Origin of the sequence: Stenotrophomonas lactitubi (assembly GCF_002803515.1) — a bacterium.
Classification (GTDB): Bacteria; Pseudomonadota; Gammaproteobacteria; order Xanthomonadales; family Xanthomonadaceae; genus Stenotrophomonas; species Stenotrophomonas lactitubi.
The window spans coordinates 141764-155673 of the sequence record NZ_PHQX01000003.1; the positions used below are offsets into that span (position 1 = coordinate 141764).

The 13910-nt window shown below is 66.9% G+C and carries 17 protein-coding genes; 8 read left to right on the plus strand and 9 right to left on the minus strand.

The window, feature by feature from the left end; genetic code table 11:
• Positions 1-95 precede the first annotated feature (95 nt).
• A complete protein-coding gene (locus CR156_RS22190) occupies positions 96-1739 on the plus strand; it encodes a Na+/H+ antiporter (protein WP_100554629.1) in 1644 nt (547 codons plus the stop codon).
• Positions 1740-1788: 49 nt separating this feature from the next.
• Here CR156_RS22190 and CR156_RS22195 read toward each other — a convergent pair whose 3' ends face one another.
• Positions 1789-2037, minus strand: a complete 249-nt coding sequence (locus CR156_RS22195; protein WP_025878401.1) for a DUF3297 family protein — start codon at positions 2035-2037, stop codon at positions 1789-1791.
• Between the two features lie 90 nt (positions 2038-2127).
• Between CR156_RS22195 and CR156_RS22200 the strand changes: the two genes are divergently transcribed.
• Positions 2128-2670 (plus strand): DUF6630 family protein, encoded by a 543-nt coding sequence (locus CR156_RS22200; RefSeq protein ID WP_089238429.1) that lies wholly within the window; start codon positions 2128-2130, stop codon positions 2668-2670.
• Between the two features lie 16 nt (positions 2671-2686).
• On the opposite strand, the gene CR156_RS22205 is transcribed toward CR156_RS22200, so the two are convergent.
• From CR156_RS22205 to msrB, 5 genes are all read right to left on the minus strand, one after another.
• A complete protein-coding gene (locus CR156_RS22205; protein WP_059065859.1) occupies positions 2687-2962 on the minus strand; it encodes a DUF4031 domain-containing protein in 276 nt (91 codons plus the stop codon).
• Positions 2963-2975: 13 nt separating this feature from the next.
• Positions 2976-3500 carry a hypothetical protein gene (locus CR156_RS22210; protein WP_100554630.1) on the minus strand — a complete coding sequence of 175 codons (525 nt, stop codon included), beginning with the start codon at positions 3498-3500 and terminating at the stop codon, positions 2976-2978.
• 133 nt (positions 3501-3633) lie between these two features.
• Complete coding sequence (motB, locus tag CR156_RS22215) at positions 3634-4608, minus strand: flagellar motor protein MotB (RefSeq protein WP_100554631.1); 975 nt, start codon at positions 4606-4608, stop codon at positions 3634-3636.
• Between the two features lie 3 nt (positions 4609-4611).
• Positions 4612-5466 carry a flagellar motor stator protein MotA gene (gene motA, locus CR156_RS22220; RefSeq protein ID WP_012509934.1) on the minus strand — a complete coding sequence of 285 codons (855 nt, stop codon included), beginning with the start codon at positions 5464-5466 and terminating at the stop codon, positions 4612-4614.
• Between the two features lie 101 nt (positions 5467-5567).
• The gene (gene msrB / locus CR156_RS22225) at positions 5568-6035 is read right to left on the minus strand and encodes a peptide-methionine (R)-S-oxide reductase MsrB (protein WP_089238439.1); all 468 of its coding nucleotides are present in this window, start codon (positions 6033-6035) and stop codon (positions 5568-5570) included.
• A gap of 137 nt (positions 6036-6172) precedes the next feature.
• Between msrB and CR156_RS22230 the strand changes: the two genes are divergently transcribed.
• Both CR156_RS22230 and CR156_RS22235 read left to right on the plus strand, forming a co-directional pair.
• Entirely contained in the window at positions 6173-6547 is a 375-nt protein-coding gene (locus tag CR156_RS22230) for a classical arabinogalactan protein 4 (RefSeq protein WP_100554685.1), read from the plus strand.
• A gap of 408 nt (positions 6548-6955) precedes the next feature.
• On the plus strand, positions 6956-7108 hold the full coding sequence (locus CR156_RS22235) for a hypothetical protein (RefSeq protein WP_025878408.1): 153 nt from the start codon (positions 6956-6958) through the stop codon (positions 7106-7108).
• Positions 7109-7165: 57 nt separating this feature from the next.
• Here the strand turns inward: CR156_RS22235 and CR156_RS22240 are convergent, their stop codons facing one another.
• Positions 7166-7645: an Lrp/AsnC ligand binding domain-containing protein gene (locus CR156_RS22240; protein ID WP_089241164.1), complete on the minus strand. Its 480-nt coding sequence runs from the start codon at positions 7643-7645 to the stop codon at positions 7166-7168.
• A 149-nt stretch (positions 7646-7794) separates the two neighbouring features.
• Between CR156_RS22240 and CR156_RS22245 the strand changes: the two genes are divergently transcribed.
• Positions 7795-9099 carry a D-amino acid dehydrogenase gene (locus CR156_RS22245; protein WP_099821579.1) on the plus strand — a complete coding sequence of 435 codons (1305 nt, stop codon included), beginning with the start codon at positions 7795-7797 and terminating at the stop codon, positions 9097-9099.
• A complete protein-coding gene (alr, locus tag CR156_RS22250; protein WP_100554632.1) occupies positions 9078-10148 on the plus strand; it encodes an alanine racemase in 1071 nt (356 codons plus the stop codon). The genes CR156_RS22245 and alr overlap by 22 nt, the downstream gene beginning before the upstream one ends.
• Before the next feature lie 151 nt (positions 10149-10299).
• Here the strand turns inward: alr and CR156_RS22255 are convergent, their stop codons facing one another.
• Complete coding sequence (locus CR156_RS22255) at positions 10300-10866, minus strand: DUF3016 domain-containing protein (protein ID WP_089238446.1); 567 nt, start codon at positions 10864-10866, stop codon at positions 10300-10302.
• 250 nt (positions 10867-11116) lie between these two features.
• Here CR156_RS22255 and CR156_RS22260 point away from each other — a divergent pair, with 250 nt between their 5' ends.
• Both CR156_RS22260 and CR156_RS22265 read left to right on the plus strand, forming a co-directional pair.
• On the plus strand, positions 11117-13102 hold the full coding sequence (locus CR156_RS22260) for an ATP-binding protein (RefSeq protein WP_243382191.1): 1986 nt from the start codon (positions 11117-11119) through the stop codon (positions 13100-13102).
• A gap of 51 nt (positions 13103-13153) precedes the next feature.
• Positions 13154-13447: a DUF3247 family protein gene (locus tag CR156_RS22265; RefSeq protein WP_100554634.1), complete on the plus strand. Its 294-nt coding sequence runs from the start codon at positions 13154-13156 to the stop codon at positions 13445-13447.
• An 85-nt stretch (positions 13448-13532) separates the two neighbouring features.
• Here CR156_RS22265 and CR156_RS22270 read toward each other — a convergent pair whose 3' ends face one another.
• Entirely contained in the window at positions 13533-13796 is a 264-nt protein-coding gene (locus tag CR156_RS22270; protein ID WP_025878415.1) for a hypothetical protein, read from the minus strand.
• Between the last annotated feature and the right edge of the window lie 114 nt (positions 13797-13910).

Consider the following 13910-nt stretch of genomic DNA (forward strand, 5'->3'; position numbering starts at 1 on the left):
CTGGCCGCAGTGGCGGCCTGCTGTGTTAAGTTTTTTCCCGTCCCCCGGCGCACTCCGGTTTTTCCGGCCCCACGCGCCGCTCCTGTGGAAGAAGCATGCACACCATCGAAGTCGTCCTGGCGATGCTGGTGGCCGTTGTCGCCAGCGGTTACCTGGTTCGCGTCCTGCCATTCTCGTTGCCGCTGCCGTTGGTGCAGATCGGCCTCGGTGCGGTAATCGCCGGGGTATTCAACCGCGGCCACGCGCTGGAACCGGAAGTGTTCTTCCTGCTGTTCCTGCCGCCACTGTTGTTCCTCGATGGCTGGCGCATTCCCAAGCAGGGCCTGTTCCGCGACAAGGGCGCGATCCTCGAACTGGCGTTCGGGCTGGTGGTGTTCACCGTGATCGGCGCCGGCCTGCTGATCCACTGGATGATTCCGGTGATGCCGCTGGCGGTGTGCTTCGCGTTGGCCGCGATCGTGTCGCCGACCGACCCGGTGGCGGTTGGTGCAATCGCTTCGAAGGCGCCGATCCCCAAGCGCCTGATGCACATCCTGGAAGGCGAGTCGCTGCTCAACGATGCCTCCGGCCTGGTCTGCTTCCGCTTCGCGGTGGCGGCGGTGATGACCGGCACCTTCTCGTTGGCGACCGCCTCGCTGACCTTCCTGTGGGTGGCGGTGGCCGGCCTGGCCGTCGGCGTGGCGGTCACCCTCGGCGTGTCCACGTTCCAGCGCTGGCTGTGGCGCCGCTTCGGCGAAGAGCCGGGCGCGGCGATGCTGGTCAACCTGCTGATCCCGTTCGCGGCGTACCTGCTGGCTGAAGAGATCAACGCCTCGGGCATCCTCGCTGCGGTCGCAGCGGGTATTTCCATGAGCTACGTGGAAATGACCGGCCGTGTCTCCGGCAGCATGCGCGTGCAGCGCGCCGGCGTCTGGAACATGCTGCAGTTCAGCTTCAACGGCATCATGTTCGTGCTGCTGGGCGAGCAGTTGCCGGGCATCGTCGAACGCGCCACCACCACCATGAACGAGAGCGGCCACCAGAGCGCATGGTGGCTGCTGGTGTACGTGCTGGTGATCAACGCGACGCTGATCGCGCTGCGCCTGCTGTGGGTGTGGCTGTCGCTGCGCTGGAACCTGCTGCGCGCGCGACGCCGCGGCCTGGAGCATGGCGAGGCACCGAACTGGCGCATCGTGGTGGCCACCTCGGTGGCGGGCGTGCGCGGTGCGATCACCTTGGCCGGCGTGCTGACGCTGCCGTTGTTCCTGCCCGATGGCAGCCCGTTCCCGGCACGCGACCTGGTGATCTTCCTGGCTGCCGCGGTGATCCTGTGCTCGCTGGTCGGCGCCAGCGTGGCGCTGCCGCAGCTGTTGAAGGGCCTGCAGCTGCCGGCCGATTCGGGTGAGCGCAAGGAAGAGGATCTGGCCCGCAAGCTGTCCTCGAAGGCGGCGTTGGCGGGCGTGGAGCGCATGCGCCAGCAGCTGGTGCTGAACCAGAACACCGAAAACGTGCAGCTGTACAACGACGCCGCATCGCGGGTGAGCATGCTGTACCAGCGGCATCTGGACCGCGACAACCCCGACGTGGACCCGGAGAAAGTGAACCGGATGGAGGTCGGCTACCGCCAGCTGCGCAGCGCCGGCCTCAACGCCGAGCGCGAGGAACTGTTCCGGCTGACCCGCCGCGGGGTGGTGTCGGACGAGATCGCACGGCGGCTGATCCGCAACCTCGACCTGCTGGAATCGCGCAAGCGCGAGTGACCGTGCACCTCGGGTAGGTGCGGACCTTGGTCCGCACACCTTTCAGCCCTTATTCCGGCTTCTGTTCCAGGAAGTAAGCCTCGACCTTGCCCTTGACCTTGATGGTCATCGGGTTGCCGCGACGGTCGCGGGCCTTGCCGGCCTGCACGCGGATCCAGCCTTCGCTGACCGAGTATTCCTCGACGTTGTCGCGCTCGACATCGTTGAAGCGCACGCCGACGCCGCGCTCCAGGGCCTGCGCATCGTGGAAGGGGCTGGCCGGGTTGATCGCCAGGTGGTCGGGAGGGGTATCGCTCATCGCTTCATTCACAGTGACGGCCACCACGGCCGGCTTCAGCGGTACAGGATAAACCGTAGAATGCCCACCTGCTCCCGAGGATGTTCCGCCATGCCTGACAACAGCGACTATTTCGACTTCGAGGAAGACGCCCACGATTTCGACGAGGACGACTTCGAGGCGCGGGTCTGGAATCTGCTCGTGCTGATCAATCCGGGCGACGAAGAGCTGGCCCTGCAGCAGTTCAACCGCTGGCGCGAACATCTCTCCGAGGACGGCCAGCCGCTGGAAGCCGACAGCGATTGGCTGCCGGCGCTGTTCACCGCCATCGCCTGGCAGTCCGGCTTCGAGGTGGAGCGTGATGACTTCGATTCGCTGCAGTCGGCGGTGAACGAGCTGTCAGCGCGCTTCAACCTGCAGCTGGATTGGGGTGGCGACCTGGACGATGAGGATTTCGCCGCAGACCTGGACGGCGTGCAGCTGATGAGCACTGCCTTCGACCGCCTGCGCGAGCACAACTACACGCTGTGGAGCGTGGATGCCGGCAACGAGGGCTTCAGTGGCTGGATGGCGCTGACCCGCGATGACGACGCCCTGCTGGCGCTGTGCTCGCTGCTGAACGTGGAAGTGCGGCTGGGCAGCGACCCGTTCTGAGAGTCGCCGGTAGCGCCTACGGCCGGTACTGCGCCCTGGCATTGGCGATCACCGCTTTCACCTGCGCGCGATCCACGTGCCGGGAAATGGCCACCGCGCCCAGCGCGAGCGCCTGCGCACGCAGCTCAGCGGTGACATCGTAGTGCGCGCCACTGGCCTTGTTCTGAAAGGCCCGTGGGGGAATGCCGAGCTGCGCCGCCATCGCGTGCAGCTCGGCCAGGGTATCGGCCATCAGGTGCGCCCAGCGCTGGCCGCGCCAGGGATGCACCGCGTCATCGACGTAGACCGACACCGCCGCAGCCGGATCAGGCCTGCGGCTTGCCGTCGGCGTCGGCGGCCGTAGCGGCCTCCGCGTCGGCAGCGCCTTCGGCGCCGGCAGTATCCGCAGCCGCTTCGTCGGCAGCTTCGCCTTCGGCCGCTGCGTCTTCAGCCGCTGCGTCTTCAGCCTGCTCGCTGGCGAACTCTGCCACCAGCTTGTCCAGGTACTCCTCGCCGGTCTGGCCTGCTTCTTCGGCCAGGGTGTCGAGCAGCTTCTGCATCAGCTCGGAATATTCCAGGGTGACCTTGCGGCCTTCGGCTTCCTGCACGTTGGACAGGTGCTTGAGCATGGCCAGCATCGGCACCGGGTTGTCGGCGTTGCCCATGGTCTGGCCACCGATTGCCAGCAGCCACTCGCGGCCCTGCAGGCCGATGGCGGCCACGGCCTGGCCGTCTTCGTTGACCAGCACGGCATGGTTCTGCACCTGCTGCTGGGCGTTCAGACGGAGGAACGGGCGCTTGGCCTGCTGCTTCTTGCGCTTGTCGCGCTTGGCCTTGGAGGACTGGGACATGGGGAGGGATCACCTGAAATCGGAAAGACCGCCATTGTACTGGGTGCCGCGCTGCGCGCTCGCCGGGCATGGCCCGGCGCTACCTTTGGGCGTTGGGATCCGGTAGCGCCGGGCCATGCCCGGCAGAAACCGGTCAGGGGGCAGAGCCCTTTCCAGCAGAAAGGGATCCGACCCCGGCCTGCCCCTGCGCGGCCTGCACGTCCGGATCCACGGTGGGCGCCGACAGGCCCACCTGCGGCCCGGCACCGGCCAGTGCGGCTTCCTCGGCGGCCTTGGTCATCACCACGATGCTGATGCGGCGGTTGATCGGGTTCTGCGGGTCGGTCCTGTCGAACAGCACCGACGAAGACAGGCCGACCACGCGGGTGATCTTGCTGTCGTCCATGCCGCCATCGATCAGCGCGCGGCGCGCGGCATTGGCGCGGTCGGCGCTCAGTTCCCAGTTGCCGTAGCCGCGTGCGGCCGAATAGGCGGTGATGTCGGTGTGGCCGGTCAGGCTGATCCGGTTCGGCACGTGGTTCAGGTACTCGGCCAGCTCGTGCAGGATCTGCTGTGTGTACGGCTTCAGGGTGGCGCTGCCGAGGTCGAACATCGGCCGGTTCTGCTTGTCCACGATCTGGATGCGCAGGCCTTCCGGGGTCAGGTCCAGCAGCAGCTGGTCCTTGAACGGTTCCAGCGCCTGGCTGCGGCTGATCGCCTCCTGCAGCTCCTTCATCAGCGCTTCCAGCTGCTGCTTGTCGCGCTGCTGTTCGTCCACCGGCTGCGGTATCGCCTTCTGCTGGTTCTGGAAGGGATCGTTGCTGTTGCCGCGCGAGACGTCGGTGGCGCCGCCCAGCTTGATCATCGAGGTACTGGCGCCGCCCGGTCCGGCCATGCCCGGTGCAGGCGTCGCGCTGGAGCCGACCAGCGGGCTGGGGTTGCGGAAGTATTCGGAAATGGCCGCGCGCTCGGGCTTGCTGGTGCTGGCCATCAGCCACAGCACCAGGAAGAAGGCCATCATCGCGGTCACGAAGTCGGCATAGGCCACCTTCCACGAACCGCCGTGGTGGGCGGCGTGGCCGGCCTTCTTGACCCGGCGGACGATGACGGTGGGCTTGGTCTCGGCCATGGCTTACTTGACCGTCTTCAGGTGCTGCTCGAAGTCGGAGAACGCCGGGCGCACGTTCGACGGCAGCGTCTTGCGGGCGAACTCCAGCGCGATCTTCGGGTTGTAGCCGCGCAGGCAGGCCAGCAGGGCGGTCTTCACCGACTCGTAGATGCGGCTGTCCTGCTCGGCGCGGGCTTCCATCGCCGACGCCATCGGGCCGACGAAGCCGTAGCCCAGCAGGATGCCGAGGAAGGTGCCGACCAGCGCGCCGGCCACATGGCCACCCACTTCGACGATGTCGCCGCCGATCGAGCCCATGGTGATGACGATGCCCAGCACCGCCGCCACGATGCCGAAACCGGGCAGGCCGTCGGCAACCTTGGTCAGTACCTGCGACGGCGCCATCGCTTCGGCGTGGTGCTTTTCCAGCTCCAGCTCCAGCAGCGGCTCCAGCTCGTGCGGCTCGATGTTGCTGCCGATCATCAGGCGCAGGCAGTCGGTGATGAAGTCGATCAGGTGGTGGTCGGCCTGCACCTTCGGGTAGTTGCCGAACAGCGCGCTTTCGGCCGGACGCTCGACGTGGTCTTCCAGCGCCATGAAGCCTTCACGGCGGGCCTTGTTGAGCAGTTCGTACACCAGGCTGAGGACATCGATGTAGTCCTGCTGCTTGTAGCGCGGGCCCTTGAACACGCCGACCATGGCCTGCAGCGTCTGCTTGACCGTCTTGGCCGGGGTGCCGACCAGGAACGCACCCAGCGCGGCACCGCCGATGATGACCAGTTCGTAAGGCTGCCACAGCGCCCCAAGGCGGCCGTGTGCGCCGAGGTAGCCGCCCAGCACGCTGATGATGACGACCAGGAATCCAACGATGATGAGCATGGCGCGACGCAAGGAGGGGGGATATCTCCTTGTCGGCCTGACACCGGTGTTTCTGAAGAGGGAATTCTGTGAAGTCGGTCAGCGGGCCATTCCGGCGCGTGTCAGCCCGCCACGCCGGCTTCCGCGCCGCCACGCTGCAGCGGATCGGGCCACGGCTCGCCGTTGCCGGTGAATGAAAGTGAGACCGAGTTCAGGCAGTGGCGCTCGTAGGTGGGCGGCGGACCGTCCGGGAATACGTGGCCCAGGTGGCTGCCGCAGCGGGCGCAGGTGATCTCGGTGCGGACCATGCCGTGGCTGCTGTCGCGGATCTCGCGCACATGTGCCGGGTCGAACGGAGCGAAGAAACTGGGCCAGCCGGTGCCCGAATCGAACTTGGTGCTGGAGCGGAACAGCGGCAGCGCGCACAGCCGGCAGCAGTAGACGCCCTCACGCTTGTTGTCGAGGAACACCCCGCAGAAGGGCGCCTCGGTGCCGTGCTGCAGCAGCACGCGGCGCTCCTCGGCGCTGAGCCCGGCGACCAGTGCTTCGGTCTGCGTGGCGGTGGGGGGCGTCAGATCGAAAGCGCTCATGCCGGCTCTCCGTGGGGTTGTGGCCTGGGATGCCGCAGACGTGGGGGTGTCGGCACGCGCTTGCAAGTGTGATGGCCGTTCATGGCCGGCACACAGGGGCAGGCGCAGGGTGCATGTGGACCACCCCGGAGCGCGCCATGAAACCCCGCCTTGTCCTGCTGTTGTCGGCCCTGCTGCCTCTGCTCGCCCAGGCGCAGGTTCCCACCGGCAATCCGACCACTACCCGCAGCAGCTCGACGGTGGCACCGCCGCCTGTAGCCCCGCCACCGCAGGCATCGCGCCCGCAGCCGCAGGTGCTGCCCTCGCCGCAGCCGGCCCAGCCGATCCGCTCGACCGGCCCGGCCCAGGTGACCCCCACGCCCGCACCGGCACTGCCGGACAAGGTCTACGACCGCAACGGCCGCATCGTTCCCGGCGTCAAACCGGTCGGCCCCAACCGCGTGTTCGACTCGCGCACCGGCCGCTACTACGACAGCGTACCCACCGGCGACGGCCAGCAGATCAAGCGCTGACCCCAGCGCCCGCAACCAATCGCGCAACCCAAAGAGAGCGCAGCGACCCGCTGTCGCTCTTTTTTCTTCTTTCCGTGGCTGGAGCCCGCGTGAACCTGTCAGAGGCCGGGCGGGTGGGGGCAGGCGGGGTGTCCGCGGCATGGATGCCGCGGCCAAGCCCCCAAGGACGGGTTCACGGCGTCCCCGCCTGACTCCACCCGCCCGGCCAACGCGCAGCGCCGCACCAGGCCCCAGCCACGAGGGGCTCAGCCGTTGGCAGGAAACCCACATGAACGCCGGAAAACAGCCCCCCACCCTGCACGCCCCGCATCACCCGTTTTTCGCCTGCGATTAACCGTGCCAGGACCACGGTGGACCTGCGCCGGCATCCCCGCCGCCGCGCTTCCCTCGTCCCCTTGGAATACGATCATGGCCAACCAGCAGAACCGTCATCCCGGCAAGGAACAGCAGGGCAAAACACCGCAGGAACAGCAGCGCCAGCAGCAACAGCAACAGCAGCCGAACGAGCAGCAGAAGAAGAACCCGCAACAGGGTTCCATGAAGAACCCGCAGCAGCGCTGATGCAGCCAGGGGCCAGAGTCCGTGCTACGGGGTCTGGCCCCGCTGCCGCCCGCCGACTCAATCGGGAATCGGCAGCGACCAGGTCTCCTTGACCTCTTCCATCACGATGTAGCTCTTCGATTCACGCACATGCGGCAGGGTCAGCAGGGTGCTGCCAAGCAGCTTGCGATAGGAGGCCATCTCGCTGATCCGTGCCTTCAGCAGGTAATCGAAATCGCCCGACACCAGATGGCATTCCAGTACGTTGGGCAGCTTCAGCGCCGCCCGCCGGAACTCCTCGAAGATGTCACCGGATTTGTAGGCCAGGCTGATCTCCACGAACACCAGCAGGCTGGCTTTCAGCGCCGACGGGTCCAGGTGGGCGTGATAGCCGGTGATCACCGCTTCGCGCTCCAGCCGGCGCACGCGCTCGGTGCACGGGGTGGTCGACAGGCCGACCCGTTCGCCCAGCTCGGTGAAGGAAATGCGGCCTTCGCCCTGCAGGATGCGCAGGATCTTGCGGTCGATCTTGTCCAGTTCGCGGGGGCGGGTGGTCATGGCCGTCAACCTTGGGGAATGAATCAGAGGAAAATATCCTGCCTGCATTCCTAAAATCAGGCAAATCACCTAGGAACGGAAGAATATACTTCCCCGATTATGGCCCCTGCGCACCCAAATGCAGGGAATGATCGGGTTGGAGAATTTCCATGCGAGTCCTAGTTCTCGGCAGCGGCGTGATCGGCACCACCAGTGCCTGGTACCTGCGACAGGCCGGGTTTGAAGTCACGGTCGTCGACCGCCAGCCCGGTCCCGCGCTGGAAACCAGCTTCGCCAATGCCGGCCAGCTGTCCTTCGGCTACACCTCGCCGTGGGCCGCCCCGGGCGTACCGAAGAAGGCCATCGGCTGGCTGTTCGAAAAGCACGCGCCGCTGGCGATCAAGCCGGGCATGGACCTGGCCCAGTACCGCTGGCTGTGGCAGATGCTGCGCAACTGCACCCACGAGCGCTACGCGATCAACAAGGCGCGCATGGTGCGCATGTCCGAGTACAGCCGCGACTGCCTGAACGAGCTGCGTGCGCAGATCGGCATCGATTTCGAAGGGCGCGACCTGGGCACCACCCAGCTGTTCCGCACCCAGCAGCAGCTGGATGCCTCGGCGCAGGACATCGAGATCCTGGCCCAGTACGGCGTGCCGTACGAAGTGCTGGATCGCGCCGGCATCATCAAGGCCGAGCCCGCGCTGGCCCACGTCGATGGCCTGGTGGGCGCGCTGCGCCTGCCGCGCGACCAGACCGGCGATTGCCAGCTGTTCACCCGCCGCCTGGCGCAGATGGCGGCCGAAGCGGGTGTCGAGTTCCGCTACGACCAGGACATCACCGGCGTGGAATTCGACGGTGACCGCATCACCGGCGTACGCATCGGCGGCAAGCTGGAAACCGCGGACCGCTTCGTGGTCGCACTGGGCAGCTATTCGCCGGCGCTGGTTGCGCCGCTGGGCATGCGCCTGCCGGTGTATCCGCTGAAGGGCTACTCGTTGACCCTGCCGATCACCGACCCGGCGATGGCGCCGACCTCGACCATCCTCGATGAGAGCTACAAGGTTGCGGTGACCCGCTTCGACAACCGCATCCGCGTCGGCGGCATGGCCGAAGTGGCTGGTTTCGACCTGTCACTGTCGCCGCGCCGCCGCGAGACGCTGGAGCTGGTGGTGCGCGATCTGTACCCGAAGGGCGGTGACCTGGCCAAGGCCGAGTTCTGGACCGGCCTGCGCCCGGCCACGCCCGACGGTACGCCGGTGATCGGCGCCACGCCGTTCCGCAACCTGTTCCTCAACACCGGCCATGGCACGCTGGGCTGGACCATGGCCTGCGGCTCGGGCCGCTACCTGGCCGACCTGATGAGCGCGCGTCAGCCGCAGATCAGCACCGAAGGCCTGGATATCTTCCGCTACGGCCAGTACCGCCACGCCCCGCAACATGAGAACCGCACATGCGTCCTGCCCGCGCGCTGATCGATCTGGGCGCACTGCGCAGCAACTACCGCCTGGCCCGTGAACTGGGCGGTGGCAAGGCGCTGGCGATCATCAAGGCCGATGCCTATGGCCACGGTGCAGTGCGCTGCGCGCAGGCACTGGAAGGCGAGGCCGACGGCTTCGGCGTGGCCACGATCGAAGAGGCACTGGAGCTGCGCCAAGCCGGTATCCGTGCACCGATCCTGCTGCTGGAAGGCATCTTCGAGGCCAGCGAAATGGCGCTGGTGGCCGAGCATGACCTGTGGTTCTCGGTGGGTTCGCCGTGGCAGCTGGAAGCACTGGCCGCGTTCGACAGCCCGCGTCCGCTGACGGTGTGGCTGAAGCTGGACAGTGGCATGCACCGGCTGGGCCTGGACGTCGCCGGTTTCCGCGCCGCGCACGCACGTCTGTCTGCATTGCCGCAGGTGGCGCGCATCGTACTGATGACCCACCTGGCACGCGCCGACGAGCTGGACAGCGAGCGTACCCATGAGCAGGCCGCCACCTTCGTCGAGGCCATCGAAGGCCTGCAAGGTGAGACCAGCGTCTGCAATTCGCCAGCACTGCTGGGCTGGCCGGACGTACGTAGTGACTGGGTACGCCCGGGCCTGATGCTGTACGGGGCAAACCCGCTGCCGGACAACAGCGAGCTGACCGCGCGCCTGCGCCCGGTGATGACGATGCAGTCCAAGGTGATCGCCGAGCGCTGGATCGAGGCCGGTGAGCCGGTCGGCTACGGTGCGCGCTTCGTGGCCAAGGCACGCACACGCGTGGGCGTGGTCGCACTGGGCTATGCCGATGGCTATCCGCAGTTCGCGCCCAATGGCACCCCGGTGCTGATCGATGGCCAACCCGGTGGGCTGATCGGCCGCGTGTCGATGGACATGCTGACCGTGGACCTGACCGCACATGCGCAGGCCGGCGTCGGCAGCGTGGTGGAACTGTGGGGCACAGCGCCGACGCTGTCCGAGCTGGCCCCGCGCTGCGGTGTCAGTGCCTACCAGCTGCCGTGTGGCGTCAAACGCGTGGCACGTGTCTACCAGGATTGACCGGCCGCTGGTAGCGGCCGACCTTGGTCGGCGCCGTGAATGTGTGTCGACCAAGGTCGACACCTACCGGATCGATCAAACCTTGGTCGGCGCCGTGAATGTGTGTCGACCAAGGTCGACACCTACCGGTGGGTCGTCGCGCTGCGCGGGGTTACCGGGCAGCGGTGACGCGCGAGGTCAGCTGACGCTTCACCCAGTCGTCGATCAGGCGCTTCTCATAGCGCAACGGATCGGTATCGCTCTTCAGGCCGATGTTGTGCAGGTAGCCGCTGTCGCTCAGGCGGGCGTCGCCTTCATCGATGATGCGCCCGCTGGCGTCCTTCAGCGTGTACTGCAGGGTGATCCGCGGCGGGTAGATGTCGCGCATGATCCGGATATCGCTGCCACGCGGGCCGTGCCACGGCTCGTAGTCGCCCGCGCGCTTGATATCGACCAGGGTCACGTCCAGCGTCTGCCCGGCCTGCAGCGGCTTGGCGGCGCTGGTCTGTACGTAGCGTGCCAGCTGCTGCACCCAGTCACCGCGTTCAGCCTCGAAGCGGTTGCTGCTCTGGCGGAGCTCGGTGAATTTTGCCGGATCGTCCCACTTCACGCTGACCGGGCCATCGGCCTGCAGCGCGCGCGGCGCGTCGGGCGCTGTTACCGTCCGCGGCGCGGCGGCCACGCTGCCCACGGCAAGCATGCCGGCCAGCAGCAGGGCGGTTGAAAGCGAACCTTTCATGGCAGTCTCCTGCGTCCCCGAAGCGGGGAGGATGATGATCTCGGATCGAGTGTGATCCCGCCGCAGGGCCGCAGCAATGGCCAAGAGCGTCAAATGCGTCAGCAGTTGCCGCCAATTCATGGTCGTCAACCCTGACTGACGGCGCTTGACGCTGTGAATACGCGCTCTGGAAGATGCTGTACCTCCATCCGGTCTTTTCTTCCCCACGCCCTTGTCCACATTGCCGCCCCTCGTGGAGCGCTCACCCTTGATGGTGCCGACGCCCGAACCCGACCTGCACCATGGCGTGCTTGAGCGCATCCACGCAGGTTTCTGTGTGATCCAGGTGCTGTTCGACGGCGACGAGGCGATCGATTACCGCTTCCTCGAGGTCAACGACGCCTTCGAGCGCCATACCGGCCTGAAGGATGCCTGCGGCAAGCGCATGAGCGCGCTGGAGCCACAGCACGAAGGCGACTGGTTCCGGATCTACGGCGAAGTGGCGCGGACCGGGCGACCGGCGCAGTTCGAGATGGACGCCCGTGCCCTCGGGCGTTCGTTCGCGGTGGATGCGGTGCGTGTCGGCCGGCCGGGCGATGACCTGGTGGGCGTGCTGTTCTTCGATGTGACCGCGCGCAAGCAGATGGAAGTGGAGCTGGGCGAGAGCGAGGCGCGTTTCAGTGCACTGGCCGATGGTTTGCCGATGCCGGTGTGGGTGCTGGACGAGCGCGGCCACGCCCGCTTCGTCAACAGTGCCTTCAGCGAGTTCTTCGGCGGCGACGAGAACCGCGTGCCGGAAGATGTCTGGCGCGGTCTGGTGCATCCCGACGATGCGTCGGTGTTCGAATACGAACTGCAGGAAGCGCTGAAAGCGCAGCGTTCGATGCATGCTCTGGTACGCGCCCGTCGCGCCGATGGGCAGTGGCGCTGGCTGGAAATGAACGCCCGTCCGCGCTTCTCGCGGATGGGTCGTTTCATCGGTCTGGCCGGTAGCAGCCCGGACGTCACCGAGCGTCGCGAGATCGAACTGGCGCGTGAGGAGCTGCTGCAGTCCGAGCGCGCCGCACGCAGTGCCGCGGAGAACATGGCGCGGCTGAAGGATGAATTCCTGGCCACGCTGTCGCATGAGCTGCGCACGCCGCTGACCACGATCCTGGGCTGGAGCGAACTGCTGCTGCAGCGCGTGGATTCCACCAGTCCGCTGTACAAGGGCCTGGGCGTGATCGCCAACAGCGCCACCGCGCAGAAGCGGTTGATCTCGGACATGCTCGATCTCAGCAGCATGCTGCTGGGCAAGGTGCAGCTGGAAGTGGAAGTGCTGGATCTGCGCGACCAGTTGAACGAAGCGATGGGCGCGCAGGAGCTGGTGGCCGAGGGCAAGGCGCTGGACGTCACCCTGCAGCTGCCGCCGCAGGCGTGCCAGGTGCTGGGCGATGCCACCCGGCTGCAGCAGGTGTTCTGGAATCTGCTGTCCAACGCGATCAAGTTCACCCCGGCCGAGGGCCGCATCGATGTGCAGCTGCAGGCCGATGGCAACTATTGGACGATCACCGTGCGTGATATCGGCGACGGCATCGCACCGGAGTTCCTGAACCATCTGTTCAGCCGCTTCCGCCAGGCCGACGGCACCACCACCCGCCGTCATGGCGGTCTGGGCCTGGGCCTGGCGATCGTGCAGCAGCTGGTAGAACTGCACGGCGGTACGGTCAGTGCGGCCAGCGATGGCCATGGTCACGGCGCCACCTTCACCGTGCGCCTGCCACAGCACCTGCCCGATGCCGAACGGCGTCCGCTGCGTGAGGTCGTCAGCGGTCCGATCCTGGAACCGATGGTGGTCGAACCGTACCCGTTGCGCGGCCTGCATGTGCTGGCCGTGGAAGACCAGCCAGAAGTGCTGGAGTACCTGCGGCGCATGCTGGAAGAGCAGGGCGCCAGCGTGTCCGCGGCCAGCTCTGCGGGCGAGGCACTGGCGCTGCTGGCCGACAATGGCCACCTGCAGTACCACGTGCTGCTGACCGACATCGGCATGCCGGGCATGGATGGCTATGGCCTGGTGAGCACGCTGCGCGAGGACCTGGGCGTGGATGCCACGGCATTGCCTGCGGTGGCGGTGACGGCACTGGCGCGTGCTGATGACCGTCGCCGTGCGTTGGCCTCGGGCTTCCAGGAGCATGTGGCCAAGCCGTATTCGGTGGCCCAGTTGGTGGGTGTGGTGCGGCGCGTGCAGGCCACGCGCGGGGACAGCCTGCTGCACTGAGCATTCACGGCCAATCGGCGACCCTGCACGTCTGCACGCAGGAGGTTGTCGATGTCCCGTATTGCTCCCCGGATCCATACCGATGCCGCGCAGATCGCGCGCCTGGAAGCCCTGCTGCCGCAGTTGCACGGGGAAACTCAGGTGCAGCTGACCCTGCACGACGGCCGCCGCCTACTGGGCACGGTCGCGGTGCAGCCGACGCTGCAGCAGTACCGCAACGAGGCCGGCGACGAAGGCAGCAACGGCCAGCTGCGGCTGGACGATCTCGATACACCGGTGCAGCAGCATCACGTGTGGCTGGATGAAATCGCCAGCATCCGCGAGCTGCCGCCCACGGCGCCTTGATCCGATGTAGAGCCGAGCCCATGCTCGGCTGCCGTCCGCGCGGCTGCGCCGCCGCCCGAGCATTGGCTCGGGCGCTACAGGCCTATCAATGCTCGAACAGCGTTGCCGTCGCCTCGAACCTGCGCGCATAGGCGCGCTCCTCGGCTACCCGGGTCACTTCATCGTCTGCCAGGTCCGGCGCGCCATAGACGGCGTAGGCCACGCTGCCATCGGCGCCGTGGCCGACCTGGTGCAGGCGGTAGCGGGAATGGCCGCCGCCGGTGTCCTCCGGGTAATGCACGGGGGGATGGCTGCCTTCCAGGTCCATTTCACTGTTGTCGACAACACCTCCGACGAACAAGGCGCGCATGCAGGATCTCCAGGAGTTGCGGGGGAGCTTCTACCCTGAACGCTGGCATGTTGCTGCGGCATCAAGGCAACGTTGAAGTTTCGCAAAGCGGCGGCCGGGGCCGGGCCGGACAAG

Excerpts from the sequence above, each read along its gene's own strand:
- CR156_RS22190 (WP_100554629.1), top strand. The coding sequence starts at position 96 with ATGCACACCATCGAAGTCGTCCTGGCGATGCTGGTGGCCGTTGTCGCC.
- CR156_RS22195 (WP_025878401.1), bottom strand. The coding sequence starts at position 2,037 with ATGAGCGATACCCCTCCCGACCACCTGGCGATCAACCCGGCCAGCCCC.
- CR156_RS22200 (WP_089238429.1), top strand. The coding sequence starts at position 2,128 with ATGCCTGACAACAGCGACTATTTCGACTTCGAGGAAGACGCCCACGAT.
- CR156_RS22210 (WP_100554630.1), bottom strand. The coding sequence starts at position 3,500 with ATGTCCCAGTCCTCCAAGGCCAAGCGCGACAAGCGCAAGAAGCAGCAG.
- motB (WP_100554631.1), bottom strand. The coding sequence starts at position 4,608 with ATGGCCGAGACCAAGCCCACCGTCATCGTCCGCCGGGTCAAGAAGGCC.
- motA (WP_012509934.1), bottom strand. The coding sequence starts at position 5,466 with ATGCTCATCATCGTTGGATTCCTGGTCGTCATCATCAGCGTGCTGGGC.
- msrB (WP_089238439.1), bottom strand. The coding sequence starts at position 6,035 with ATGAGCGCTTTCGATCTGACGCCCCCCACCGCCACGCAGACCGAAGCA.
- CR156_RS22230 (WP_100554685.1), top strand. The coding sequence starts at position 6,173 with ATGAAACCCCGCCTTGTCCTGCTGTTGTCGGCCCTGCTGCCTCTGCTC.
- CR156_RS22235 (WP_025878408.1), top strand. The coding sequence starts at position 6,956 with ATGGCCAACCAGCAGAACCGTCATCCCGGCAAGGAACAGCAGGGCAAA.
- CR156_RS22240 (WP_089241164.1), bottom strand. The coding sequence starts at position 7,645 with ATGACCACCCGCCCCCGCGAACTGGACAAGATCGACCGCAAGATCCTG.
- CR156_RS22245 (WP_099821579.1), top strand. The coding sequence starts at position 7,795 with ATGCGAGTCCTAGTTCTCGGCAGCGGCGTGATCGGCACCACCAGTGCC.
- alr (WP_100554632.1), top strand. The coding sequence starts at position 9,078 with ATGCGTCCTGCCCGCGCGCTGATCGATCTGGGCGCACTGCGCAGCAAC.
- CR156_RS22255 (WP_089238446.1), bottom strand. The coding sequence starts at position 10,866 with ATGAAAGGTTCGCTTTCAACCGCCCTGCTGCTGGCCGGCATGCTTGCC.
- CR156_RS22260 (WP_243382191.1), top strand. The coding sequence starts at position 11,117 with ATGGTGCCGACGCCCGAACCCGACCTGCACCATGGCGTGCTTGAGCGC.
- CR156_RS22265 (WP_100554634.1), top strand. The coding sequence starts at position 13,154 with ATGTCCCGTATTGCTCCCCGGATCCATACCGATGCCGCGCAGATCGCG.
- CR156_RS22270 (WP_025878415.1), bottom strand. The coding sequence starts at position 13,796 with ATGCGCGCCTTGTTCGTCGGAGGTGTTGTCGACAACAGTGAAATGGAC.